The following is a 24,287-nucleotide window of genomic DNA, read 5'->3' on the forward strand; positions in this document are numbered from 1 at the left end:
GCGCGCCAATGCAAGCCTTCTCGCCGCCTTGCCCGTTTATCGCGTTTCGTCTAGGACTTCGCGCAACTATTCAATTCCTGCCGGAACGGACCATTCAAGCCGATGGCAAAAGTGAAGAACAACAAGCTGAAAGCCCGCCTGCCGCGCGGCTTCACCGACCGTGCGGCCGCGGACATCCGCGCGACCGACGAGATGCTGGCGAAAATCAGGACGGTTTTCGAGCGTTACGGCTTCGACCCCGTCGAAACGCCCGCGTTCGAATATACTGACTGCCTCGGCAAGTTCCTGCCCGATACCGACCGGCCGAACGCCGGCGTCTTTTCCGTGCAGGACGACGACGAGCAGTGGATGAGCCTGCGCTACGACCTCACGGCCCCGCTTGCCCGCCACGTCGCTGAAAACATAAACGAAATCCAGCTTCCCTACCGCACCTACCGGGCGGGTTACGTTTACCGGAACGAAAAGCCGGGGCCGGGCCGCTTCCGCCAGTTCATGCAGTTCGACGCCGACACGGTGGGCGCTGCCGGTGTGCAGGCGGATGCGGAAATGTGCATGATGATGGCCGACACGATGGAGGCTCTTGGCCTCAAGGGCCAATACATCGTGCGCGTGAACAACCGCAAGATCCTTGATGGCGTGATGGAGGCGATCGGCCTCGGCGGCGAGGAAGACGGCGAGCGCAGGCTGACGGTTCTGCGCGCCATGGACAAATACGACAAGTTCGGCTCGGAAGGCGTGGCACTTCTGCTTGGCGAAGGGCGCAAGGACGAAAGCGGCGATTTCACCGCTGGCGCTCAACTCTCGCAGGCAGCGATCGAAGCGATCGTGGAAATCCTCGATGCCACCGCTATCGACGATCTCATCGACGATACGAATAATCTAACGTTCAAGACTGCTGCACTTTCGAAGTTCGCCGTCAACAAGCATTTCGAGGACGGCTTTCGCGAACTCAAGCTCATCAACGATCTGGTGGAAGGCGCGGGATATATGTCCGACCGCATCAAGATCGACCCCTCTGTCGTGCGAGGGCTGGAATATTACACCGGCCCCGTTTACGAGGCGGAGCTTCTGTTCGACGTGACGAACGAGAAGGGCGAGGTCGTGCAGTTCGGTTCCGTCGGAGGCGGCGGGCGCTATGACGGGCTGGTGAAGCGCTTCACCGGGCGCGACGTGCCGGCGACCGGCTTTTCAATCGGCGTCTCGCGCCTTGCCACGGCGCTGAAAAACCTCGGCAAGCTGGGGACCGACGATGTGGTGCCGCCGGTGCTCGTCACCGTCATGGATGGCGACACCGAAGCCCTTGGCCGTTACCAGAAGATGACGCAGGCGCTGCGCGAAGCCGGAATTCGCGCCGAGATGTACCAGGGCAACTGGAAGAAATTCGGCAACCAGCTCAAATACGCCGACCGGCGCGGCTGCCCGCTGGCGATCATCCAGGGCTCTGACGAGCGCGAGGCCGGCGAAATCCAGATCAAGGACCTGATCGAGGGCAAGCGGCTTTCCGGCGAGATCACCGACAATGTCACATGGCGCGAAAGCCGCCCGGCGCAGATCACCGTGAAGGAGACCGAGCTTGTCGAGCGGGTGAAGGCCATGCTTGCCGAACAGGCTGAAGACCGGGCAAAAGCGGGAAACTGACATGAGTGCTGCGGAAGACCGTCTCGCCAAGCTGATTTCGCTGTTCGAAGCGCGCGGACATGCGCGCATCGATCCGCCGATCCTGCAGCCGGCCGACGTCTTCCTGGATCTTACCGGCGAGGATATCCGCCGCCGGCTTTACCTCAGCGCTGATCAGGACGGGCGGGACCTTTGCCTGCGGCCCGATTTCACGATTCCCGTCTGCCGTGCGCATATTGCGGAAAACAAGGCCGGAGCCGTGTCGCGATATTGCTACGGCGGCCCGGTGTTCCGCCAGCGCCCGGGCGGAACCGGCGAGTTTCTGCAAGCAGGTGTGGAGGATATCGGCCGCACCGACCGCGCGAACGCCGATGCCGAGGTTCTGGCCCTCGCGCTCGACGGTCTAGCGGACCTTGGTGCCGGCGACCTTTCGGTACGCATCGGCGACGAGGCGCTGTTTTCCGCTGTTATCGACGGCCTGGGCCTTCCAACTGTGTGGAAGCGGCGGCTGCGCGATCTCTTCGGCGAGCGCGACCAGCTCGACCAGGCGATTGCGCGCATGGAGGGGCAGGCCCGCGACGGAGACAACGAAGACGGCGCACGCGCGGGCGTTCTCGCCGCGCTTGAAGGCTCCGACCCGGAAGCGGCGCAGGCAATCGTCGAGGATCTACTTTCAATCGCCGGTATCGCCACCGTCGGCGGGCGCACGGCGGGTGAAATCGCCGAGCGTTTCCTGGAGCAGGCCGCCCTTTCAAGCCGCAAGGGAATTGCCGATGAAGCGGCGAGCACGCTGAAACGCTTCCTCGATACTTCCGGCGCGCCGGAAGCCGCCATCGAAAGCCTGAAGGCCTTTTCGGCGGATACGGGCATCGATCTCGCGGCCCCTTTAAGCAACTTCGAAGCACGGCTGAAGGCGCTGGAAGGCACGAAGGCCGCCTCCGTTCCATTGAGCTTTTCCGCCGATTTCGGCCGCCGGCTCGACTATTACACCGGCTTCGTGTTCGAGGTTCACGACGCGAAAAGCCGGGATAAGGGCCAGATTGTCGGCGGCGGCCGTTACGACAAGCTGCTTGAGCTTCTGGGAGCTTCAATAAGCATCCCGGCGGTCGGTTTTTCCATCTGGCTCGATCGGATCTGAGGGCGTCATGACGAAACTCACCATCGCCATACCCTCCAAGGGCCGCCTGCAGGACAATACCCACGCCTTTTTCGCCCGTGCCGGCCTGACGATCGAGCGCCCGGGCGGCGACCGCAACTATCGCGGCACGCTGAAAGGCTTTCCCGACGTCGAGATCGCCTTCCTTTCAGCCTCCGAAATCGCGCGGGAAATAGCCGACGGCTCGGTGCACATGGGTGTCACCGGTATCGATCTCGTGGAAGAGAACATCTCCGCTCCCTACGAGAAGACGCATCTGGTGACCGCGCTCGGTTTCGGCCATGCCGATGTGGTGATCGCCCTGCCGACCGCGTGGATCGACGTTTCGACGATGGCCGATCTTTCCGATGTCGCCTCGGATTTCCGCGGGCGCCACGGCAGACGGCTTCGGGTCGCCACGAAATACGTGAACCTGACGCGGGCGTTTTTCGCGAAAAACGGCATCGCCGACTATCGGATCGTCGAAAGTGCCGGCGCGACCGAGGGCGCTCCGGCGGCGGGGACGGCGGAGCTCATTGTCGACATCACTTCGACCGGTTCGACGCTGAAGGCCAACAACCTGAAGATCCCCGATGACGGGGTGATGCTGCGCTCGCAGGCGCATCTCGTTGCCTCGCTGACAGCGACCTGGTGCGAGGAAGCGCTGGCGGCGGCGCGTGCGATCCTGGATCAGGTCGCGGCAGAAGAAATCGCCCGGAATACCAAGGAAATCCGCGCCGTTCTGCCCGATCCGAAAGCCGCTGCAAAGCGCGCCGCTTCCGAATTCGGCTGCACGACACCCTTCGGCGATGATGGCTCGCCGCTGGTCCTGCATTGCCCGGCGCGCGATGTGCCGGCATGCGCCGCCATGCTGAAGGCGCTGGGTGCCGCGCATGTGAATGTGGTGACCCTCGACTATGTGTTCGAAACGGAAAATCCCCTTTACGATCCCTTGCACGAAAAGGTGTCGTGACGCACGTCCGACCGTCGGGAACGCATAGGGAATTCGCATGAATATCACCGACCTTTCAGCCGTTTCTCTGTCGGAAGGCATCCGCTCGCGCCTGTTTTCCTGCCGGGAAGTGATGACTGCGTTTCTGGACCGGATCGAAAAGATCAACCCCGGGATCAACGCGATCGTGAACATTCGCGAGCGCGAGGGCCTGCTGGCTGAAGCGGACGAATACGACCGGGAACTGGTGCAAGGCATATGCCGGGGCTGGCTGCACGGCGTACCGATGGCGGTGAAGGACCTTGCGGCCACGAGGAAAATTCCAACGACGCTCGGCTCGCCGATTTTCAGGGATTTCAGGCCGACTGAGAATTCCATCATGGTCGATCGGCTGGTCGAGGCGGGTGCCATCCTGATCGGCAAGACGAACACGCCGGAATTCGGCCTCGGCTCCCACACCTATAATCCGGTGTTCGGTCCGACGCGAAATCCATACGATCCGACGAAGACCGCAGGCGGGTCGAGCGGAGGTGCGGCGGCCGCCCTTGCGGCGAGACTTATCCCCGTTGCCGACGGCAGCGACATGATGGGATCGCTGCGCAATCCGGCGGGCTATAACAATGTGATCGGCTTCCGCCCGAGCTACGGGCGCGTGCCGTCAGGACCGGCGCCGGAAATCTTCTTCGACGGCATGGCGACCGACGGCCCGATGGGCAGGAGCGTGCGCGACGTCGCCATGCTCTTGTCGGTACAAGCCGGATACGATGCCCGGGCGCCGCAATCGCTCGACGGGGACGGATCGGAATTCTCAGGCGCACTCGATGCAACCGTAAAGGGCAAGCGGATCGGCTGGCTCGGCGATCTGGACGGGCACCTGCCCTTCGAAGAGGGCGTGCTGGAGCTTTGCCACGGCGCACTCTCCACCTTCGAGACGATTGGCGCGACTGTGGAGCCCGCCTCGACGGGCCTCGATCTGGAGAGCGTGTGGCAGGCGTGGGTGACGCTTCGCCACTGGCGCGTCGCCGGACGGATGGGATCGCTTTACGACGATCCGGACAAGCGCAAGCACCTGAAGCCGGAAGCGATCTGGGAAGTCGAAAGCGCCAAGGCCCTTACCCTTGACGACATTCAGGCCGCTTCCACGATACGCAGCGCGTTCCACCGGGCGATACTTCGGCTTTTCGAAAAACACGACTTCCTGATCCTGCCGTCGGCGCAGGTGTTCCCCTTCGATGTCAACCTCGACTGGCCGAAGGAGATCGCCGGGCGGACGATGGACACCTACCACCGCTGGATGGAAGTGGTGGTGCCGGTCAGCCTTCTCGGGCTACCCACGATCGCCATGCCGGCAGGCTTTTCGCAAAGCGGCCTGCCGATGGGCATTCAGATCATCGGCCGCCCGCACGCGGACCTCAAGGTACTGGAGATTGCCCACGCGTACGAGCGGGCGACGCACTGGCTACCGCAGAAACCCGGGCTTGCCGAATAAAAAAAGACCGCCTCGAAATGAGGCGGTCTATAGCGTGAGCCGCGCCATGTCCGACATGGCCGACACCGCCCTGAGTTGCGTTTTCGGTAGCCGGTCACGCGACAGGGAAGAAGGCCATCACGACGCAACCGACTGGAAAACCCTGCGGGCAGGCCCGGAAAGGCAACGAGGATTGCGGCCCCGGGCCTTGGGTTTTCAAACGATACTTACGAGGCCGTTTCGACATCGGATTACCGGGAAGCGATCCAGATACCTTTCAATCGCGTCGGTCGGCGTAGCGCTGCTCTTCCTCATAGTAGGCATCGAAGCCGACGCGGCGGCGAAGCTCCGCGAAATCGAGCAGCATTTCCTCCGGATGCCGCCCGGCCTTCATGGCTTCCAGCGCGTCGCGCATCGCCTTCATGGCAGCGGAAAGGATGGTCAGCGGAAAGGCGGCCAGCCGATAGCCGATCTCCTGCAATTCGGCGGAAGGCAGGATCGGCGTTTCGCCGCCTTCCACCAGATTGGCCATGTGCCAGCCCGGCACCTCGCGGCAGATCGTCTCCATCTCCCCGCGCGATTTCGGCGCTTCGACGAAGAGGATATCGGCACCGGCCTCCTTGAAGGCGCGGGCGCGTTCCAACGCCTCGTCGAGACCGTGCCCGTGGCGGGCGTCGGTGCGGGCGAGGATAAGGATGTCTTCTCCCTCCTCGCGCGCATCGACCGCCGCCTTGATGCGGTCGACCGCCTGTATCCGGTCGACGACGAGCTTGCCCTTCGTATGGCCGCAGCGCTTGGGCGCCACCTGATCCTCGATCATGATGGCCGCGAAGCCCGCGCGCGCATACCCCTGAACGGTGCGCCTGACGTTGAGAGCGTTGCCATAACCCGTATCGCCATCGCCGATGATAAGCGCCGATGTGGCGGCGCAGACGTTGCGCCCCTGATCGACGATCTCTCCATAGGAAATCAGCCCGGTATCGGGCATACCGAGCCTTGCGGCGGAAACCGCGAAGCCGGACATGAATGTGACCGGGAACCCGGCATCGCCGATCATTTTCGCCGAAAGCCCATCGTAACAGCAGGGCATGACCGTGAGGCCGGGCTTTTCGAGATGGGCGCGCAGGCGCTCAGCAGGGCTTTGCATGGCAAATTATCCAAGGATTTCAGAGTTTGAACGGAACATAGAGCGCGATATCCGGCAGAAGATAGATCAGGAGGACGCTTGCGAGCATGAGGGCGAGAAACGGCCACACACCTGAGGAAACCTCGCCCATCGTCGCGCGGCCCACCGCCTGTATGACGTAAAGGTTCAGCCCGACCGGCGGCGTGATGAGCGCGCATTCCACCATGATGACGAAGAAGACGCCAAACCATATGGGATCGATGCCGAGCGCGAAAAGCGCGCCCGAGAGGACCGGCACCATGATGAGCATCATCGACAGGGCTTCCAGCACGAGGCCCATGACGAGAAGGACGAGGCCGACGAGCAGCACGAAGAAGGCCGGGCTGGAGACATGCTCGGTCAGGAAGACGGAGATATCCTGCGGAATCCGGTAAAGCGTGATCGCCTTGCCGAAAACCTTGGCGCCAGCGACGATGAGCAGGATGGCGACCGTGGTCGTCATGGCTTCCATGACGGCGTCGCGCAGCTTCGGCCAGTCAAGCGTCCTCAGCACGACACCCACGACGACAAGCGCGCCGAGAAAACCGACAGCCGCGGCCTCCGTCGGCGTGAAGACGCCTGCGTAAATGCCCGCGATCACCAGCACCGCCAGAAGGATCGTCGGCGAGGCGCGCCGAAGCGTGGTCCAGCGCTCTTCCCATGTTGCCCTGGCGCTTGGTTCGTAATCGGCGGCGAAACGGGCAAAAACCATCGAGTAGAGGACGAAAAGCACGATCAGGATGAGGCCGGGGCCGATGCCGGCAAGAAAGAGCGAAATGATCGATTCCTCGGTGATCACGCCGAAGACGATCATGGGGATCGACGGCGGAATGAGGATACCGAGCGTGCCGCCCGCGGCGAGCAGGCCTAGAACGAAGCGGCGCGGATAACCGCGCGCCGTCATCTCCGGGATTGCCACCGTGCCGATGGTGGCCGCCGTTGCAACGGAAGACCCGGAAATCGCCGCGAAGATGCCGCAGGACAGGATGGTGGCGACCGCAAGCCCGCCGGGCCAATGACCGACCCAGGACTGGACGGCGGCGAAAAGATCCCGCCCGACGCCGCCCTTCAAGAGAACGTTCGACATCAGGAGAAAGAGCGGAACGGCGATCAGCACGAAACTATCTGCGGCGGAAAGCAAACCCTGCGGCAGCATGAGCGGGGAAAAACCACCGACGACAAGCAACCCGAAGCCGAGGCCGGCAAGCGCGAAAGCGACCGGAATGCCGATCAGGAGCAGGCCGAAGAGCGCGAGAAGGATGAAAACCGTGGTCAAGCGTGGCTCCCGCGATCAGTGGCCAATGGGTTCTTCAGGAACATCCGAAGGGCCTTCGAGCGCGACGCGAACCGCCTCCACAAGCGCCTGAAGGCCCAAAAGCGAAAAACAGACAGGAAGTGCCGCCTCGTTCCACCAGGCCGGAACGTCGAGCATCGACCCGGTGGTGCGGCCGCGCGAGAAGGAATCTTCCGCGATACCGAAGGCGTACCAGACGGTGACACCGGCAACGAAGGCGATAAAGAGCAGCACGGCAACCTGCTGCAGATGCTTCAGGCGCGGCGGCAAGGCATCCGTCAGCACGGTGATGGCGATGTGCTGGCGACGGTGAACGAGAACCGCGGCGCCCGCGAACGTTCCCCACACGAGGAAGAGGCGCGAAAGCTCTTCTGCCCAGATGGTGGGCGCGATGAAGACGTAACGCATGAAGACCTCGTAGCCGAGCATGAGCGCGGTTGCGAAATAGGCCCACGCCGCGAAAGCCCCAAGGGCAGCGGAAAGCCGGTCGATAATGCGGAACATGAGAGCTCTCAATGAGAAGGCGGGCCCGGAAGGGCCCGCCCGATACGGGTGGAAGATCAGTTCTGGAGGCCGCGCGCAGCTTCCAGAACCTTCTGGCCAAGCTCGCCCGACGCTTGGAGATACTGGTCGTAAACCGGCTGCGCCGCCGCCTTCCAGGCCGCGATTTCTTCGTCCGTCGGCTCATAGACGGTCATGCCGTTTTCCTTCGCGGCGTCGAAAGCGGCAGCCTCGATGCTGCTCATTTCGTCGCGAACCGTGTTTTCCGCCTTAAGCGCCGCCGCCTGGATGATTTCCTTGTGCTCTTCCGGCAGACCTTCCCAGAAGTCCTTGTTGACGACGACGATGAACTCGATATCGGCGTTGTTGGTGACGGTAATCGTGTCCATCACCTCCCAGAGATTACGGCTTTTCACGCCCGAAACGCCGGTCATGCCGACGTCGACGGTGCCGCGCTGGTAGGCGATATATTGCTCTGACCCGGAAATGAGCGTCGGCGCGCCGCCGGCTGCCTCGATCCACGTGCCGAGCGTCTTGCCGAACACGCGCACCTTCTTGCCCTTGACGTCATCCGGCGTCTTGATCGGACCGCCGTTGGACAGAAGGATTACCCCGCCATAAGCCTGCCACCACAAAACCTTCGAGCCCGTTTCCTCGATCGCGGCATCTATCGGCCCGCGCACCGGGCTGCCGGGCGCGACAGCCTTGCGCACCAGGTCCTCCGAATTGAGCAGGAACGGCATATAGAAGACGTCGACGGCGGGAATGTCCCCCACGTAACGGGTGAGCGAGGCGACGCCCATTTCGATCGCCCCGGAGCCGACCGCCTGGGGAACCTCGTTATCCTTGTAAAGCTGGGCGGAATCGTAAATCTCGACGGCGATGTTGCCGTTGGAGTTCTTTTCCACCTCCTCCTTGAAAAGCTGCAGGTTCTGCCCGAGGTGGCTTTTCATCGGGAGCTGCAGCGAGATGCGCAAGGTGGTTTTTTCTGCAAGTGCAGCCGTGACGGACAAGGCAAGGCCGGCGGCAACGCCGACGAAGAGACGGCCAAGTTTCATCGTTTCCTCCCGTTTTCGCGCCCTTGAAGAACCCGTGGCGCCTGCGTGAACGGAGCGGGTGGGGATGCGACATCCGCACTCACCTCGCGGGAAGACGATTAAATACGACTTATCGAGCGGTCCGCAACCGTTTGCGGCGGTCGGCAGCGCTTTCTCGCAAACGGCGCCAGGAAGGGCGCTTCAAGGCCTGCCTTTCGGCCTCCACCTCATCGCGCACGCAACATCCCTCGAGATGATCGTTGACGAGGCCCATGGCCTGCATGAAGGCGTAGGCCGTCGTCGGGCCGACGAAGCTCCAGCCGCGTTTCTTCAGATCCTTCGAAAGGGCGGTGGATGTCGGCGTCTTTGCGAGAGTTCGAAGCGTTGCGCGGTCCAGTTTCGCCGGACGCTCGGAGGGGGCGGGCTCGAAACTCCAGAAATAGCCCGCGAGCGAGCCGCGCTCGTCCGCCAGCTCGCGGGCGCGCCGCGCGTTGTTGATGGTGGAAACGATCTTGCCCCGGTGCCGAATGATGCCGGTGTCCTTCAAAAGCCGCTCCACGTCCGCATCGCCGAACTCTGCCACTTCACGAAAATCGAACCCGGCGAAGGCGGCGCGGAAATTCTCCCGCTTTCTCAGGATGGTCAGCCACGAAAGACCCGACTGGAACCCTTCCAGGCAGATCTTCTCGAACAACCTGACATCGTCGGTGACGGGGCGGCCCCATTCCTCGTCGTGGTAGCGCAGATAATCCGGCAGATTGCCGTGCCAGAAGCACCGCCCCTTGCCGTCCTCACCGATCATCACCCCGTTTTCGCCGTCCGCCATGCATTTCTCCAGCGTGTTCTTGAAGGAAACCTTCGCCGAAGTTTGCACAACCGAACGGGGCCTCCATTGTGTTTCCGGTTTGTTCTATATATCCGCGACAGAGGTTGCAAGACGGGAGATCGACGCTCGCGCCGGGCGCCGACGGGAGAAGGGACGCGCCGTCAGGCGAACAGCGCGTCGATATCGTCCTGGGAAGCCACGCCTTCGTCGGTATCAAGCGCTGGACCGTTGAGCAACGCCGCGTCCCCTTCGCGGGCCGGCATCGTCTCTCCATCGATCTCCTTGAAGCTTTCTATGCCGCCCCAGATCTCCATCATCTTGACGATACGCTCCTCGATGAAGCGCATGGCGGCGACGACCTTCGTAATGCGCTGGCCGGTCAGATCTTGAAAATTGCAGTTTTCGAAAATCTGGATGACGCGTTCCTGAATGTCGTTGACGAGCTGCTGGTCCTGGCCCTTGAGTCGCGCGCTCAAAACATTCGCGGTCTCGTCGATGTATTCCGCGGACGCGAGGATATTTTCCGTAGCACCTTCCGTGCCGAGGACAACCGCGTCAAGCTCGTCCGTGACGCGGCACATTTCCTGCTGATCGCTGCCGGTCGTACGGTGAAGCGTCGCGATCTCGCGCTTGGTTTCGCCGATAGCGTCATAAATGGCGTCAAGTTCGGCCTTGAGCTTGACCGCCTCGCCGAGCTCGGACTTGAACTTCTCGATCATATGCTCGCCAAGCTCGTCGACGGGCCTGATCAACTGCTTGATCTCAGCGATCTCCGTCATGAGCTCGCGAAAACTCTCGGCGTTGGCCGGATCGCCCGGTTCGCCTGTCCGGTCGCGAGCGGATAAAAGAGCTTCGGCCCGATAGGCCCTCCTGATCGCCGTCATGTCCCGAAATTTCCCCACCTACCCATTGGTATTCGGCCTTGACCCGGCCGTGTTCCTTCTCGGATTGGGAAGCTTTATAGCGGACAGGGTTTAAAGAATTGTTTTTCGCCGCAAAATTCCATTTGCGTGCCGCAATCACCCGATTGCTATCCACGTAACAGGCGTTTCGTATAAGATCGACAGGTCAATTTTTTCGATCGTCCGGCTCCGGTTCGTGCTAAGAGGCGAAACGGACGGTAGATGGTACCGTGAGCCACAGCAAAATGGCCCGGACGGGCCTCCAGGATCTTGAACGTGCCGACCGGTAAGACGCCTCTTCTTCGTCTTCTGCTCCTGCTCCCGCTCCTTCTCCCAGTCGCCAGCCTGCCGGCCACGCCGGCCGTCGCCGCGCCGGCCGCCGCCGCGCAAGCGAACTATTCCTTCTCGACCGAGGAACTGATCGACGGCTTCATGAAGACCGTGTTCGGGCTGGAATACAGGACCTGGAGCTGGCAACCCTATCTGGTGAAGAAATACACAGGCACGGTCAGCTTCTACGTACACAACGAAGCGCGAAAAAACCGGAAGCCCGTCATCCACCAATTCATCAACCAGCTCGACTCCCAGATCCACGGCCTTTCGACGCGCGTCGTCCGCGATCCGGAGGCGGCGAATTTCCACGTCCATGTCGTCGATCGCGACCAGTACGAGGAAGTCGTGCGCCGCGACGTCTATGGCGACCAACGCGCCGACGTGCCCGGACGGTGCCTGGTGCGGGTCGTCTCCGACAGCAAGGGCATATCGCGCTCCGCGGCCGTGATCGTTTCCGACGAAGGCGACTTTCTGTTCCGCCGCTGCCTGGTGGAAGAGCTGCTGCAGGGCCTTGGCCCTATGAACGACGACGAGGAGCTTGCCCATTCCGTCTTCAACGACCGCTCGAGGCACAGCCGCTTCACCACGTTCGACAAGTTCCTCCTGAATATGCTCTACCACCCGCGCATCAAGCCGGGAATGTCGCAGGACCAGGTCGCAATCCTTCTGCCGTCGATCGTGCGCGAGGTGCGCCGCTACGTGCGCTGACGCGCCAAAACGCGAAAGCCCGTTAGCAAAACGTCAACCACGTCCGGAAACCGCGCGCTAACCAAAAAACCAATTCCTTCCCGAGTTTGGTTACCGATTCACTTTTAAAACGCAGCGAATGCATAGAGTCCGGATTAACGATGCCAGCCTGGCGCGACAGGCCCGGGCAGGCCGTTATCCGTTTTGACGACATGTAGCGAGTACGTCCATGCAGCGCACAGTGACTATCGCCCTCGCGGGTCTTTTCGCCGCAGTAACCTGGGCCGCGCCGGCAAACGCGGACTACCGGCGCGCAAGCCCGCCGCCGCTGATCCTGAGCCCGGACCTGACCGAACCCTGGGTTCTTCAGCTCCAACCGGAACGCGGCCAGGTGCGCCCGCAAATCGCCCCGCGCCCGATCCAACGCACGCGCTACCAGGCAAACCTCCGCCCGGCGAAACAAGCCCGCCCGCCCGCGATCGACCCCCGCTTCCTGCCGACGACAGTCGCCTACGACGGGCCACACAAGCCGGGCACGCTGGTTATCGATACCAATTCGCGCTACCTCTACCACGTTCAGCCCGGCGGCTTCGCCCGCCGATACGGCGTGGGCGTGGGCCGGCCCGGCTTCGAGTGGGCGGGAACCCACAAGGTGACGCGCAAGGCCGAATGGCCGGACTGGCGCCCGCCGAAGGAGATGCGCGAGCGTGCACGCAAGCAGGGGCAGTTCCTGCCCGTCCACATGGAAGGGGGACCGGCAAACCCGCTTGGCGCGCGCGCGCTCTACCTCGGGTCGACGCTTTACCGCATCCACGGCTCGAACGAGCCCTGGACCATCGGAAAGGCCGTTTCCTCCGGCTGCATTCGCATGCGTAACGAAGACGTTATCGAACTTTACGAGCGGGTAGGCGTGGGAACCAAAGTGATTGTGATTTAACGGAAGTTTCCTTCCCCAACGTCTGATTTCACAACCTGACGATGCCGCGTCCGCCCCCGACAGGCGGGCGCGGCAATTGAATATTCCCCGTGAATCGATATTATTCCTTATCGTAACGTCGCCGAGTGTTTGCGGTGGGAAACCACGGCAGGAAACGTGGTGGCAAAGGTTTCGCAGAAAGCGCCTTTAGGGATACGTGCAGCTACACGCATCAGCAAGGAACCGTAGCTCTGCGTTACCGGAGCGGGAACTGGATCAGCATCGATTTTGCCGGCTGCTCGCCGGTGTGGAGAACGCGAATGGCAAACGAACTCGATCACTGGGGATCCCCGTCCGAATCGGAGGTTCGCGACGCTCTTCAGCGGTTGCTGGCATCGCCCACGTTCGCCCGCTCGCGCAAGATAAGCCGCCTCATCACCTATCTGGTGGAAGAAACGCTTCAGGGCCGCGCAGGCGGCCTCAAGGAAATGACAATCGCGCTTGAGGTATTCGACCAGACGGGTGACTTCAACCCGCGTGCCAATCCGATCGTCCGGGTGAATGCCTCGAGACTGCGCAGCCTTCTTCGTCAGCACTATTCAGCGCAACCGGAAGCGGTGGAGATCCGCCTCCCGTCGGTCGGCTACGTGCCGAATTTCACCCGGACACGGCCTGCCGAAAGCCACAGCGCGCCGATGCGCCGGGCAAGCGATATCCGCGCACGCGCGGCATTCGACCTCGACATGTCCGCAGATTACAACATCCCTGCAAGTTCCGGTCTCTACAACGGCTCCCCGGACATGGACAGAGGCGACAATGACCCGAGCCTTTGGGCCCGCGTGCGGGGAACGCTCGCCTCGCCACTCTCCATCGCCATGCTCAGCCTCAACATAGTCATTGCCGTGCTCTTCTCCGTCTTCCAAAGCGATGCGACGGCACGCGACGGACGCACGGACGCCCGAAGCGCCTTCTTGCAGGCCCCCTATCCCCAGAAGGATGAATCGGTCCTTCTGCTGTGCCACCCCGGAGAACAGGCGCGTGCAACCCACGCCGATGGCCGCATGCCGGTGACGATAAACGGCCGGACCGTGAGTTGCAGGGCAGTGATACAGGCCGCCGGCATGTTCATGGCGAAATACTGACAGGAGCCCAGGCGGCGCCTGCCACCCACTCCGGCACCTGCGCGAGAGCGGCCGTCTTCACGGTGAAGTCCGGTGAACGTCCGATTTGCGAAATCCCGCCCGGGCGCGCGATCGAAAGTGCCGGTGACGTTCAGCGGAGAAAAGCGGAAAGGACGCCGACCGTAACGGGGGTCGACGATCCGCCGAAACAGCGAAATAGCCTCTATTCATGCCAATCCCGATTCAGGCCAGTCCCGCCTTTTCCAGTGCCTTCGGCGCCGGGCCGCCATAGATCCAGTCAAGCAGTTCCGCGGTGTGGACGATCGGTATATCCGTGCCGCCGCCGATCTGCGTCATGCAGCCGATGTTGCCGGTGGCGATCAAATGCGGTTTCGTCTTCTCGATATTGGCGACCTTCCGGTCACGCAGGCGGCGCGCGATATCGGGCTGCAGGATGTTGTATGTGCCTGCCGAGCCGCAGCACAAATGACCTTCGCCGATATCCTTCACTTCGAGCCCGGCCGCCTTCAGCAACGCCTTCGGCTCGCGCGTGATCTTCTGGCCGTGCTGCATGGAGCAGGCGGAATGATAGGCAACCGTCAACTTTCCATCGCGTTGGGGTGCGCCGAGCTCAAGGCCCGACAGGAACTCGGTGATATCCTTCGTCAACCCGGAGACCCTGGCGGCCTTTTCGGCATAGGCCGGATCCTCGCGCAGCATGAAGCCGTAATCCTTCACCGTCGTGCCGCAGCCCGAAGCGGTGATCAGGATGGCGTCCAGCCCCTCGCCCTCGATCTCGCGCGTCCAGGCATCGACGTTGCGCCTGGCATCATCGAGCGCCTGATCCTCCTTGCCCATGTGATGAACGAGCGCGCCGCAGCACCCCTCGCCCTCCGGCAGCACCACTTCGTAGCCGGCGCGAGTGAGAAGGCGGATCGTGGCTTCATTGATGGAAGGCTGGAGCACCGTCTGCGCGCAGCCGGAAAGGATCGTCACCCGGCCCTTTCGCTCATGCCCTTTCGGCTTGAAAACGCCGGGAGCTTCCATCGTCGAGCGGCCTGGAATGCGCGAAGGCGCAAGCTCCAGCATCGCGCCCAAACGCTTCATCGGCCCGCCCAGCGCCTTAAAGACACCGGCAAAGGGGCGCGCAAGGAATGCGCCGAAAAGCGCGAGTCGGAAGCGGCCCGGATAAGGCAGGACGAAACCGAGGACCTCACGCACAAGACGGTCCGACAGCGGGCGCTTGTAGGTCTTTTCGATATGGGCGCGGGCATGGTCCACCAGGTGCATGTAGTGCACGCCCGAAGGGCAGGTGGTCATGCAGGAAAGGCAAGAAAGACAGCGGTCTATATGCTTGACCGTCTTTTCATCCGCCGGCCTGTCGTTTTCCAGCATGTCCTTGATAAGGTAGATGCGGCCGCGCGGGGAATCGAGCTCATCGCCGAGAAGGGCAAAGGTCGGGCAGGTTGCCGTGCAGAAGCCGCAATGCACGCATTTGCGCAGGATCTTTTCCGATTCCGCCACATCCGGGTCGGCAAGTTGCGCGAGCGAGAAGTTTGTCTGCATCGAAAACCGTCCGATCTTAGAAAAGCCAGGTCCGCGGGTCGGGCACCGGCTCACCGCGGCTTGCCATCTGCAAGCCCTTCACGCAGCGCACGATGACCCAGATGGCGACCACCACCATGAGGACGAAGCCGATCCCGACGAACATGAGCAGGAACGACAGGAGCCCGAAGAGAAGACCCAGCCAGAAGGTGCGTATCTGGAAGGTGTAATGACTGTTGATCCAGCCTTCCACCTTGTCCCGATTCAGATAGGCGAAGACGACGCCGATGAGCGTTGTCAAGCCGATCACAAAACCGACGAGATACAGGATATAGACGAGCGTTACGTTTTTTCCGCCGGGTTCCACATAGCCTGCGGATACGTTTTCTTCCTGCATGCTCATGTCATTCCCTCCGTTTGAACGCCCCATCTTTACGCATGGTGAAGCATCAGGGAACATCCAGCCTCAAACCCCGGACGCCATGCGCCCCGGATTGAGGATGCCGGAGGGGTCGAACTGCGCCTTGAGGCGGCGCGAAAGCTCGCCAAGCGGTTTCGGCTGCGGCTCGAACACCGGCACGCCCGCACGCACCGCCTGGCTTGCGCGAACGAGCGTGGCATGACCGCCGCCGGCACGCCTGACCGCCTCGCGCACCGCTTCCGCCTGCGGCTCGCCGTCCTTCAGCCGGAGCCAGACGAGCCCGCCCGACCAGTCGTAAAACGCATCAAGCGCGACGACGCGCGAAAGATCGGCTACGAAGGCCGGTCCGGCCGTGGGCGCGAGCGACACGCGCCACACAGGCGTGTCGCCGCCAGCAAAAGGAAGACAGTCCCGCACCGCGCGCCAGAGCGCCCTTGAAACGCCGGCATCCAACCGCTCCGTTGCAATGCCGCCGCCGAAAAGCTTTCCGAGCGTATCGAACCGATAGTCTACCGACGGGCCGAAACCTTCCAGCCTGAGGATCGTCGCGTCTTTCGAGCCATCGAACCCTTCTATCTCGAGCCTTTCCGCAACCGCGCGCGGCAGATGCGCGGCCGCCGACACCTCCGCCGAGGAGCCCATGGCCCGCGTCAGGGACCGCACAGCTTCGGCATCCGAAAGACCCGGCAGGAGAACGGTCGCTTCCGTTTCGGCGCGCGGCAAGACCTTGAAGGTGACTTCAGTGGCAAGCGCGAGCGTGCCCCAGGAGCCGCAAAGGGCGCGGGGAAGATCGTAACCCGTCACGTTCTTCACAACCTTGCCGCCGGCCTTGAACATCTCGCCACGCCCGGAAACGGCCTGAAGGCCCAGAATATGATCGCGCGCGGCGCCGTGCTTCAGCCTCTTGGGACCGGAAAGATTGGCCCCGACCACGCCGCCGATCGTGCCACGGCCCGGCTCATGACCCAGAAGCGGGCCGTAGTCCATCGGCTCGAAGGCGAGTTCCTGCCCGCTATCTTCCACGAGACTCTCGACTTCGGCGATCGGGGTTCCGGCCCTGACGGTCAGCACAAGTTCCGCCGGTTCGTATGATACCACGCCCGAAAGTCCCGAAAGGTCGAGCACATGGCCCGCCTGAACCGGGCGCCCGAGGTCGCGCTTCGAGCCCTGGCCGACCACCTCCAGCGGATGATCTTCCGAAATCGCCCAGCGCACGGCCTCGACAAGGTCCTTTTCGTCGCGCGGTTTGAAGGTATCCGTCATCAGAACCTCGGAATGTCGGGGAATGGCAGCTTGCCCTTGTGAACATGCATGCGGCCAAGCTCCGCGCAGCGGTGAAGGGTCGGGAAAACCTTGCCAGGGTTGAGCAGGTGCTTTTCGTCGAACGCGCATTTGACGCGCTGCTGCTGCTTCAGATCGTCCTCGGAGAACATTTCACCCATAAGGTCGCGCTTTTCGATGCCAACCCCGTGTTCGCCCGTCAGCACACCGCCGACCTCCACGCAAAGCTTGAGGATATCCGCGCCGAAGGCTTCCGCCGCCTCAAGCTCGCCCGGCTTGTTTGCATCATAGAGAATAAGCGGGTGGAGATTGCCGTCTCCGGCGTGGAAAACATTGGCGACGCGAAGGCCGTGCTTTTCGCTTAAAGCCCTCATGCCGGCAAGCACCTTCGGCAGTTCCTTGCGCGGGATCGTGCCGTCCATGCAAAGATAATCCGGCGAAATGCGCCCGACCGCCGGGAACGCCGCCTTGCGGCCCGCCCAGAACGTCATCCGCTCTTCTTCGGAACTCGAGACGCGGATCGTGTCGGCCCTGTTGGCCCTCGCGATTTCCTCGATGCGCGAAAGAAGATGGTCGACCTCAGCCTCCGGCCCGTCGAGTTCCACGATGAGAAGGGCCTCCGCCTCGCGCGGGTAGCCCGCGTGCACGAAATCCTCCGCCGCGTGAATGGCGGGCTTGTCCATCATTTCCATGCCGCCCGGAATAATTCCCGCGCCGATGATGTCGGCGACGCATTTGCCGCTGTCCTCGCTGGAGGGAAAGCCGATAAGGACGGCGCGCGCCGTTTCCGGCGACTGGAGGATGCGCACAGTGACTTCCGTGACGACGCCGAGAAGACCCTCCGACCCGGTCATGAGGGCGAGCATGTCATAACCTTCGCTGTCGAGGTGCTTGCCGCCGATGCGGATCACCTCGCCGGTCATCAGAACCATCTGGAGGCCGAGAACGTTGTTGGTCGTCAGCCCGTATTTCAGGCAATGCACGCCACCGGAATTTTCCGCGATGTTACCGCCAATGGAACAGGCGATCTGCGAGGAGGGATCCGGCGCGTAGTAAAACCCCTCCTCCTCCACCGCGCGGGTGATGCCGAGATTGGTCACGCCAGGCTGGACGACAACGGCGCGATTGTCATAGTCGATCTCAAGCACCTGGTTGAACTTCATCATCGAGAGCAGCACGCCGTCGGCAAGCGGCAACGCGCCGCCGGAAAGCGATGTGCCCGCGCCGCGCGGCACCACCTTCACATCGTTCTCATAACAGTAGCGCAGAATACGCGCGACCTGATCGACCGTTTCGGGAAGGACGACGACGAGCGGAAGCTGGCGATAGGCCGTCAGCCCGTCCGTTTCATAGGCGCGCATTTCCGTATCCGCGTCGATCACGCCCTCGCCCGGCACGATCTCCTGCAGCGCTGCGACGATGTCGCGCCGCCGCGCCAATACGGCGTCCGACGGCTTGGGCATGGCAATGCCGGTCATGGCCGCTCCCTTCCGAAATGAACCGTTTTCATTGTTACCACGTATTTAAAGTCGGTGACGCTCGTGGACAATCTGGAGGCTGAATTTGTGCGCACGGGGACCAACGAAGATTCTCCGGAATCATTTCATCGAATTCGTATGATGATCTTGACAAATCTGCGAAGCTCTCAAAATCCTCCAAGATGACCATTCACTCTTTCCGCGTGGTTGAAAATGAATGCGTTTTCGGACATGGAAATATTCGCCCGGGTCGTTTCGGCAGGCAGCATGTCGGCCGCCGGCCGGGAAATGGGCCTTTCCCCCGCCGTCGTCTCCAAGCGGCTGAGGCGGCTCGAAGAGCGGCTCGGCACGCGGCTTCTGCAACGCACGACCCGGCAGATTGCCTTGACCGAAGCGGGCCAGGGCTTCTACGAGCGCGTGATCGCGATCCTCGCTTCGATCGAGGAAGCGGAATCCTTCGTTACCAGAAAGTCGGCCCTGGCGCGCGGAACCTTGCGCGTGACCGCACCAACCTCCTTCGGGCGCCTTCACATAGCCCCGCACCTTCCGGCCTTCCTTGCCGAAAACCCCTCGCTTTCCATCAACCTCGACCTTGAGGACGATTTCGTCGACATTGTCGGAGATGGGTACGACCTCGCGATCCGGATAGCCGAACTGGCCGATTCCAGCCTTGTCGCCAGACGCCTCGCTCCCGTCCACCGGGTCTTGTGCGCGAGCCCCGACTATATCGCCCGCCACGGCGAACCGCGCACGATTGACGAGCTTTGCGAAAAGCACATTTCCCTTGCCGCTCAGAACCAGGATCCGTGGCGCCTGCAGGGGCCGGAGGGCACGCAGGTCGTGCGCACCAACGGCCCGATCCGCACCAACTCCAGCGAAGTGGTGCGCGAAGCCCTGATTTCAGGCGCCGGAATCGCGCTGCGCTCCACCTGGGACATCGGCCCGGAACTGAGCGCGGGCAAGCTGCGCATCGTGCTGCCGGCCTATCGTGCGTCGAAGGATGTGGGCCTTTATGCCGTTTACGCCAGCCGCCGGTTCCTGCCGGCGAAGGTGCGCGTCTTCATCGATTTTCTGGCAGGTCTGTACGGACCTTCGCCTTATTGGGACGAAGGCCTGAGCGAATGGCTCAGCATGGCTGAAGCCGCCGAATAACGCTCTTGTGTTGTAGCGTGCGACAAATTGACAGGGCTTGCCCTTCACTCGGGGCGGTGTGTTAGTGATGTTGACCGCCGGTGTGCTAGCTTGCTGCCGCAATTCGAGGGATAAATTGTTGGGGTCCGATCCCGGCAATCGCGAACCACCCGAGGAATGGGAGAAAACGTAATGAAGAAACTGATGCTGATCGCGGGCGCCGCCATCGTCGCAATGGTCTCCGGCGCGCAGGCCGAAGGCGATGCGGATGCCGGCGAAAAGGTTTTCCGCAAGTGCAAGGCCTGCCACATGGTCGGCGACAAGGCCAAGAACCGCGTCGGCCCCGTCCTCAACGGTGTTGTTGGCCGTGAGATAGCCGCCAATGGCGACTACAAGTATTCCAAGGGCATGATGGAATTCGCCGAGGAAAAGGGCACCTGGGAAGAAGAGACCCTGATGGTCTACCTCATGGACCCGCGCGGTACCGTGAAGGGCACGAAGATGGCCTTCGCCGGACTGAAGAAGGAAGAGGACGTCAACGACGTCATCGCCTACCTCAAGCAGTTCGACGAAAACGGCGCGGCTTCCAACTGACCGCCCGATCGCCGATCTGACGTACGAAAGGAGCCGGGCCCGCGCCCGGCTCTTTTTCTTCGCGCATTGCCCGCGCAGGAAGCGCGAAAGCCGAACGCTTACGGGGCCTCGTCCTTCTCCGGATCGGCATGACGCTTGCGAATGCGCCTGACGGTCATCCAGATCGCGATGACGACCAGGGGAACCGAAAGCCCGGTCACGACCTCGCTCGCCGGGAGCGGAAGGCCGCCCGCCTTCGACGCCTTGGCGAGATAGGAAATCAGGCCGACGACATAGTAGCTGACGGCGGCGACCGAAAGCCCCTCGACCGTTTGCTGCAGGCGCAACTGCAGGCGGGCGCGGCGGTTCATGGCGACGAGCAGATCCCTGTTCTGACGCTCCAGCTCGACATCCACGCGGGTTCGCAGAAGCGTCGCTGCGCGAGCGAGCTTTCGCGACAGATTTACCTGGCGCTCCTCCAGCGTGCGGCAGGTGCGCATGGCCGGCGCCATGCGCCGGTTCAGGAACTGGTTGAAGGTGAAATACCCCTCCACCGGCCCCTCCTCGATGGCAAGAAGGCGTTCGCGCACGATCGCCTCATACGCCCGGCTTGCGCCGAAACGATAGGCGCTTGCCGCCGCACCCGCCTCGAGATCCGCTGCAAGGCGGGTCAGATCGTCGAGAAGCACGCGGTTCGTCTCCACACCTTCGCTTGAACGCATCTTTTCCGCGATATCGGCAAGACCGGCCTCGATGCGCGCCACGTTCGGCGCCTGACGGTTCGCCTCCGCAAGGCCCAGCAGCGCCAGCGTGCGATAGGTTTCCACCTCCAGCAGCCGCTGTGCCAGCGCGCCCGCCTGATGAGGCCGCAGACGATGATCCACGACGAGAATGCGCGTCATGCCATCCTTGTCCTGGCGGAAATCGCTCACGATGCGCGCCGCATTCCCATGGATGCCTGACACGGCGAGGCTTGCCCTGTCGAAGCGATCGATCAAGGGTTCGAACTCGGTATCCTCTACCCGAACGAGATCGAGCCTTGCGGCGACGATCAGCGGCCCCGGCGCGCGAAACCCCGCGCCGAAAGGATGACCGGGCGGCGGCTCGAACACGCCTTTCGCCCCCTGGCCCGGACCGTCCCATGTGTAGGTTGTGAATTCGCCGTGCCGCTCCCACCGGAGCGTCCCCGTCTGGAGGTCGATGACATGGTAGCGCGCGGAAACATCCGGAACCGGTGCCCCGTTCGACCGGCAGAAGCCGGAGAACCACTCCCTGTCGCGCGCCGTCGCCTGTTCGTCCGTCGTGAAGCCGTAGCGCAGGAAGACGCGCGGGGTCTCGGCAAGGCGGAACGGCCGGGCATGCACCTCGCCCAGCACGAGGTCGCGAAAGGGGTGCGCCTCGAATGCGGGTAGACCGCCGGATCTGGCTTCTTCCTTGTCCTTCTCCGTCACGACCTACGCCCTCTCCGCAATGGCTGCCGGCGGTGTGCCCTTCCCGCGGTTAAAGCAGCACTTGCGGCAGCCAAAGCACGATACCGGGGAAGATCATGCACAAGGCTAGCCCGATCAGCTGGAGGAGCACAAAGGGCACAATGCCGCGGTAGATATGCTGGATCTGCACCTCAGGCGGGGCAACGCCCTTCATGTAGAAAAGCGCGAAGCCGAAAGGCGGCGTCAGGAAGGACGTCTGCAGGTTGGTGGAAACCAGGATCGTAAACCATATGAGCGCGACTTCGCCGACGTTTTCGAACCCGGCGAGATGGGTGCCGAAATCAAGCCTGGAAACGATCGGCCCGAAAACGGGAAGCACGATCAGCGTGATCTCGATCCAGTCGAAGAAGAAGCCCAGGAAAAAGATCATCCCCATCAGCACGAAGAGGATGCCCCACGGCCCCACCCCCGCCCATGCGATGAACTCGTCGATCATGTGATCGCCGCCGAGGGTACGAAAGACGAGGGAAAAGCAGGTGGCTCCGAGGAAGATGCCGAAGAGCATGGCTGTGGTCAGCGCCGAACGGTGGCTGACGTCAATCAGCACGGCTCTCGAGAGCTTGCGGTTGAACAGCGCGAGGACAGTAGCGCCAACCGCGCCGACGCCGGCGGCTTCTGTGGGCGTTGCGAAGCCGAGAAAGATGGAACCGAGCACAAGCACGATCAGGATCACCGGCGGTACGAAACTGCGGATGATCATGAACCAGAATTCGCCACGCGACTTCGGCCCGATATCTTCCGGCAGCGGCGGGGCGAGGCGCGGCTTCCAGGTGCAAAGCCCGAGAATGTAAACGCAGTAAAGCGCGGACAGGAGCAGGCCCGGAACAATCGCGGCGATGAAGACCGTTCCAACCGGGATCGACATCAGGTCGGACATGATCACGAGCATGATGGACGGCGGGATGAGAATGCCGAGCGTTCCTGACGCCGCGATGGTACCTGTCGCGAGCGGGAGGTGATAATTGCGCTCCAGCATGACGGGCAGGGCCAGCAGGGTCATCATGACCACCGAGGCGCCGATGATGCCGGTCGTCGCGGCCATGATGGTGCCCATGAGCGTGACGGAAAGCGCGAGGCCGCCGGGCACGCGGCGCGTGAGCACCTGAAGGCAGTTCAGAAGATCCTTCGCCACGCCCGATTTTTCCAGCATCGTGCCCATGAAGATGAACATAGGGATGGCGACCAAGACCGGATTTTCCATGGTCTGGCCGAAAATGCGGTTCGGCAGGACATTTAGCCGCGCCCAGTTCAGGACGCCCGCCATGTCACCGACGACCGCGAAGGCAAGCCCGATGCCGCCGAGCGTGAAGGCGACCGGAAAGCCGGTGAAAAGCAAAAGCCCCAGCGCAACGAACATGAAGAGCGGGAGAAGTTCCACAGCACTCATCGAAGTCCCCCGTCAGTCCGTTATCGGCCCTTTGGACACCACGTCTTCCGGCAGGTCCGCATGATGGGTGCCGGCATATTCGCCCGATCTTTCCTGAAGTTCGGGCGGCCCGAACAGATAGACCCAGCACTTGAGAAGCGCCGCTATGCCGGCCGCGCCAAGAATGACGAAGCCGAACGGGAGAACCGCCTTGATGATCCAGCGATGGGAAAGGCCGGTCTGGGCCGCCGAAATCTCGTTCGTGTTCCATGCCCGTTCGGCGAATGTGTAGCCGAGCTTGCCGATGATGATGCAATAGGGGAGCAGGAAGAGGACGATGCCCAGAAGCTCTAGCCAGACGCGCTTTCGGGGTGAAAGGCGGTCGCGCACCAGTTCGATGCGCACATGCGCATCCTTCACGTATGCGAAGCCGAGGCAAAGCATGAAGAGCACGGCATGCAGATGCCACTCCATCTCCTGCAGCTTGGTGGATGAGAGATAGAAGCCGGAATCGATAAAATCGCTGTCGTACTCGATGATCTTCCGCTGGGTGACGTCGTAAAAGATGATCACCATCATCGGGATGAACAGGAAGGCGGCGATCTTGCCGATCCCGCTCACCACCCGGTCGATATCTTCCGCCGCCTCCATGGCTGCGTGATGACCGCTCGGCCCGCGGCGTTTCGCGGCCAGGACGAAGAAAACGATCATGAGCGCGATCGCCGAAATCTCCACCCACAGCCCATAGGAGCGGAAGAAGCGAAGCGGGTTGCCGCCCGCTGCCTTGATGATCGCCGGCATGCCGTCCGGAGCCACGATGATGGCGATGAAACACGCCAGCAGCACGATCAGAACCCCGGCGGGCCGTGCGCCGAGGAAAGCGCCGGCCGCAATCAGAACCACGGCGAGCAAAATGAGCGCCAGCACCGGAATCCCGGGAACCCCGAGAAAGGCGATCGCCGAAGCCGCAAGGCTTGCCAGAAGCAGAAGCTGTCCCATTCAAGATCCCCTGCCCCGCCGTCACGGGGCTTTCCTTCTGGTTACTCAA

At 62.4% G+C, this 24,287-nt stretch carries 22 protein-coding genes; 9 read left to right on the forward strand and 13 right to left on the reverse strand.

Translation table 11 applies throughout. From position 1 onward, the window contains the following. The first annotated feature begins 102 nt into the window (after positions 1–102). Genes hisS through HPQ64_RS19410 form a run of 4 tightly spaced genes read left to right on the forward strand, consistent with a single transcriptional unit; the run spans position 103 to position 5,193 of the window. The gene (gene hisS / locus HPQ64_RS19395; RefSeq protein ID WP_172890260.1) at positions 103–1,638 is read left to right on the forward strand and encodes a histidine--tRNA ligase; all 1,536 of its coding nucleotides are present in this window, start codon (positions 103–105) and stop codon (positions 1,636–1,638) included. A 1-nt stretch (position 1,639) separates the two neighbouring features. Further along, entirely contained in the window at positions 1,640–2,755 is a 1,116-nt protein-coding gene (locus HPQ64_RS19400; protein ID WP_172890261.1) for an ATP phosphoribosyltransferase regulatory subunit, read from the forward strand. A gap of 7 nt (positions 2,756–2,762) precedes the next feature. After that, positions 2,763–3,725: an ATP phosphoribosyltransferase gene (hisG, locus tag HPQ64_RS19405; RefSeq protein ID WP_172890262.1), complete on the forward strand. Its 963-nt coding sequence runs from the start codon at positions 2,763–2,765 to the stop codon at positions 3,723–3,725. Positions 3,726–3,762: 37 nt separating this feature from the next. Next, a complete protein-coding gene (locus HPQ64_RS19410) occupies positions 3,763–5,193 on the forward strand; it encodes an amidase (protein ID WP_172890263.1) in 1,431 nt (476 codons plus the stop codon). A 256-nt stretch (positions 5,194–5,449) separates the two neighbouring features. On the opposite strand, the gene HPQ64_RS19415 is transcribed toward HPQ64_RS19410, so the two are convergent. The 6 genes from HPQ64_RS19415 to HPQ64_RS19440 form a co-directional block, all read right to left on the reverse strand. Next, positions 5,450–6,319: an isocitrate lyase/PEP mutase family protein gene (locus tag HPQ64_RS19415; protein WP_172890264.1), complete on the reverse strand. Its 870-nt coding sequence runs from the start codon at positions 6,317–6,319 to the stop codon at positions 5,450–5,452. A 19-nt stretch (positions 6,320–6,338) separates the two neighbouring features. Further along, positions 6,339–7,613, reverse strand: a complete 1,275-nt coding sequence (locus HPQ64_RS19420) for a TRAP transporter large permease (protein ID WP_172890265.1) — start codon at positions 7,611–7,613, stop codon at positions 6,339–6,341. A gap of 15 nt (positions 7,614–7,628) precedes the next feature. Then, complete coding sequence (locus HPQ64_RS19425; RefSeq protein ID WP_172890266.1) at positions 7,629–8,135, reverse strand: TRAP transporter small permease; 507 nt, start codon at positions 8,133–8,135, stop codon at positions 7,629–7,631. A gap of 56 nt (positions 8,136–8,191) precedes the next feature. Next, a complete protein-coding gene (locus HPQ64_RS19430; RefSeq protein ID WP_172890267.1) occupies positions 8,192–9,190 on the reverse strand; it encodes a TRAP transporter substrate-binding protein in 999 nt (332 codons plus the stop codon). 109 nt (positions 9,191–9,299) lie between these two features. After that, positions 9,300–9,995: a DNA-3-methyladenine glycosylase I gene (locus HPQ64_RS19435; RefSeq protein WP_172890268.1), complete on the reverse strand. Its 696-nt coding sequence runs from the start codon at positions 9,993–9,995 to the stop codon at positions 9,300–9,302. A gap of 161 nt (positions 9,996–10,156) precedes the next feature. After that, positions 10,157–10,879, reverse strand: a complete 723-nt coding sequence (locus HPQ64_RS19440; RefSeq protein ID WP_172890269.1) for a protein phosphatase CheZ — start codon at positions 10,877–10,879, stop codon at positions 10,157–10,159. Between the two features lie 294 nt (positions 10,880–11,173). Between HPQ64_RS19440 and HPQ64_RS19445 the strand changes: the two genes are divergently transcribed. From HPQ64_RS19445 to HPQ64_RS19455, 3 genes are all read left to right on the forward strand, one after another. Further along, positions 11,174–11,938, forward strand: coding sequence for a DUF2927 domain-containing protein (locus HPQ64_RS19445; protein WP_210260377.1), 765 nt, complete (start codon positions 11,174–11,176; stop codon positions 11,936–11,938). Between the two features lie 208 nt (positions 11,939–12,146). Beyond that, positions 12,147–12,854 (forward strand): L,D-transpeptidase, encoded by a 708-nt coding sequence (locus HPQ64_RS19450; protein WP_172890270.1) that lies wholly within the window; start codon positions 12,147–12,149, stop codon positions 12,852–12,854. Between the two features lie 299 nt (positions 12,855–13,153). Next, positions 13,154–13,975 (forward strand): hypothetical protein, encoded by an 822-nt coding sequence (locus tag HPQ64_RS19455; protein ID WP_172890271.1) that lies wholly within the window; start codon positions 13,154–13,156, stop codon positions 13,973–13,975. Positions 13,976–14,197: 222 nt separating this feature from the next. Here the strand turns inward: HPQ64_RS19455 and glcF are convergent, their stop codons facing one another. The 4 genes from glcF to HPQ64_RS19475 all read right to left on the reverse strand — a co-directional run bounded on the left by glcF (position 14,198) and on the right by HPQ64_RS19475 (position 18,679). Continuing rightward, positions 14,198–15,520: a glycolate oxidase subunit GlcF gene (glcF, locus tag HPQ64_RS19460; RefSeq protein WP_172890272.1), complete on the reverse strand. Its 1,323-nt coding sequence runs from the start codon at positions 15,518–15,520 to the stop codon at positions 14,198–14,200. 16 nt (positions 15,521–15,536) lie between these two features. Beyond that, on the reverse strand, positions 15,537–15,902 hold the full coding sequence (locus tag HPQ64_RS19465) for a magnetosome magnetite crystal formation protein family (RefSeq protein ID WP_172890273.1): 366 nt from the start codon (positions 15,900–15,902) through the stop codon (positions 15,537–15,539). Positions 15,903–15,965: 63 nt separating this feature from the next. After that, positions 15,966–17,183, reverse strand: a complete 1,218-nt coding sequence (gene glcE, locus HPQ64_RS19470; RefSeq protein WP_172890274.1) for a glycolate oxidase subunit GlcE — start codon at positions 17,181–17,183, stop codon at positions 15,966–15,968. Beyond that, positions 17,183–18,679: an FAD-linked oxidase C-terminal domain-containing protein gene (locus HPQ64_RS19475; RefSeq protein ID WP_172890275.1), complete on the reverse strand. Its 1,497-nt coding sequence runs from the start codon at positions 18,677–18,679 to the stop codon at positions 17,183–17,185. The genes glcE and HPQ64_RS19475 overlap by 1 nt, the downstream gene beginning before the upstream one ends. Positions 18,680–18,892: 213 nt before the next feature. On the opposite strand from HPQ64_RS19475, the gene HPQ64_RS19480 reads away from it, so the two are divergent. Then, complete coding sequence (locus HPQ64_RS19480; protein ID WP_172890276.1) at positions 18,893–19,831, forward strand: LysR family transcriptional regulator; 939 nt, start codon at positions 18,893–18,895, stop codon at positions 19,829–19,831. A gap of 171 nt (positions 19,832–20,002) precedes the next feature. Beyond that, on the forward strand, positions 20,003–20,404 hold the full coding sequence (locus tag HPQ64_RS19485) for a c-type cytochrome (protein WP_172890277.1): 402 nt from the start codon (positions 20,003–20,005) through the stop codon (positions 20,402–20,404). Between the two features lie 98 nt (positions 20,405–20,502). On the opposite strand, the gene HPQ64_RS19490 is transcribed toward HPQ64_RS19485, so the two are convergent. Genes HPQ64_RS19490 through HPQ64_RS19500 form a run of 3 tightly spaced genes read right to left on the reverse strand, consistent with a single transcriptional unit; the run spans position 20,503 to position 24,238 of the window. After that, positions 20,503–21,834 (reverse strand): DUF3422 family protein, encoded by a 1,332-nt coding sequence (locus HPQ64_RS19490; protein WP_172890278.1) that lies wholly within the window; start codon positions 21,832–21,834, stop codon positions 20,503–20,505. 49 nt (positions 21,835–21,883) lie between these two features. Then, the gene (locus HPQ64_RS19495) at positions 21,884–23,260 is read right to left on the reverse strand and encodes a TRAP transporter large permease (RefSeq protein WP_172890279.1); all 1,377 of its coding nucleotides are present in this window, start codon (positions 23,258–23,260) and stop codon (positions 21,884–21,886) included. A gap of 12 nt (positions 23,261–23,272) precedes the next feature. After that, the gene (locus HPQ64_RS19500) at positions 23,273–24,238 is read right to left on the reverse strand and encodes a TRAP transporter small permease subunit (protein WP_210260378.1); all 966 of its coding nucleotides are present in this window, start codon (positions 24,236–24,238) and stop codon (positions 23,273–23,275) included. Positions 24,239–24,287 lie beyond the last annotated feature (49 nt).

The sequence above is a fragment of the Hongsoonwoonella zoysiae genome, from assembly GCF_013266695.1.
Classification (GTDB): Bacteria; Pseudomonadota; Alphaproteobacteria; order Rhizobiales; family Stappiaceae; genus Hongsoonwoonella; species Hongsoonwoonella zoysiae.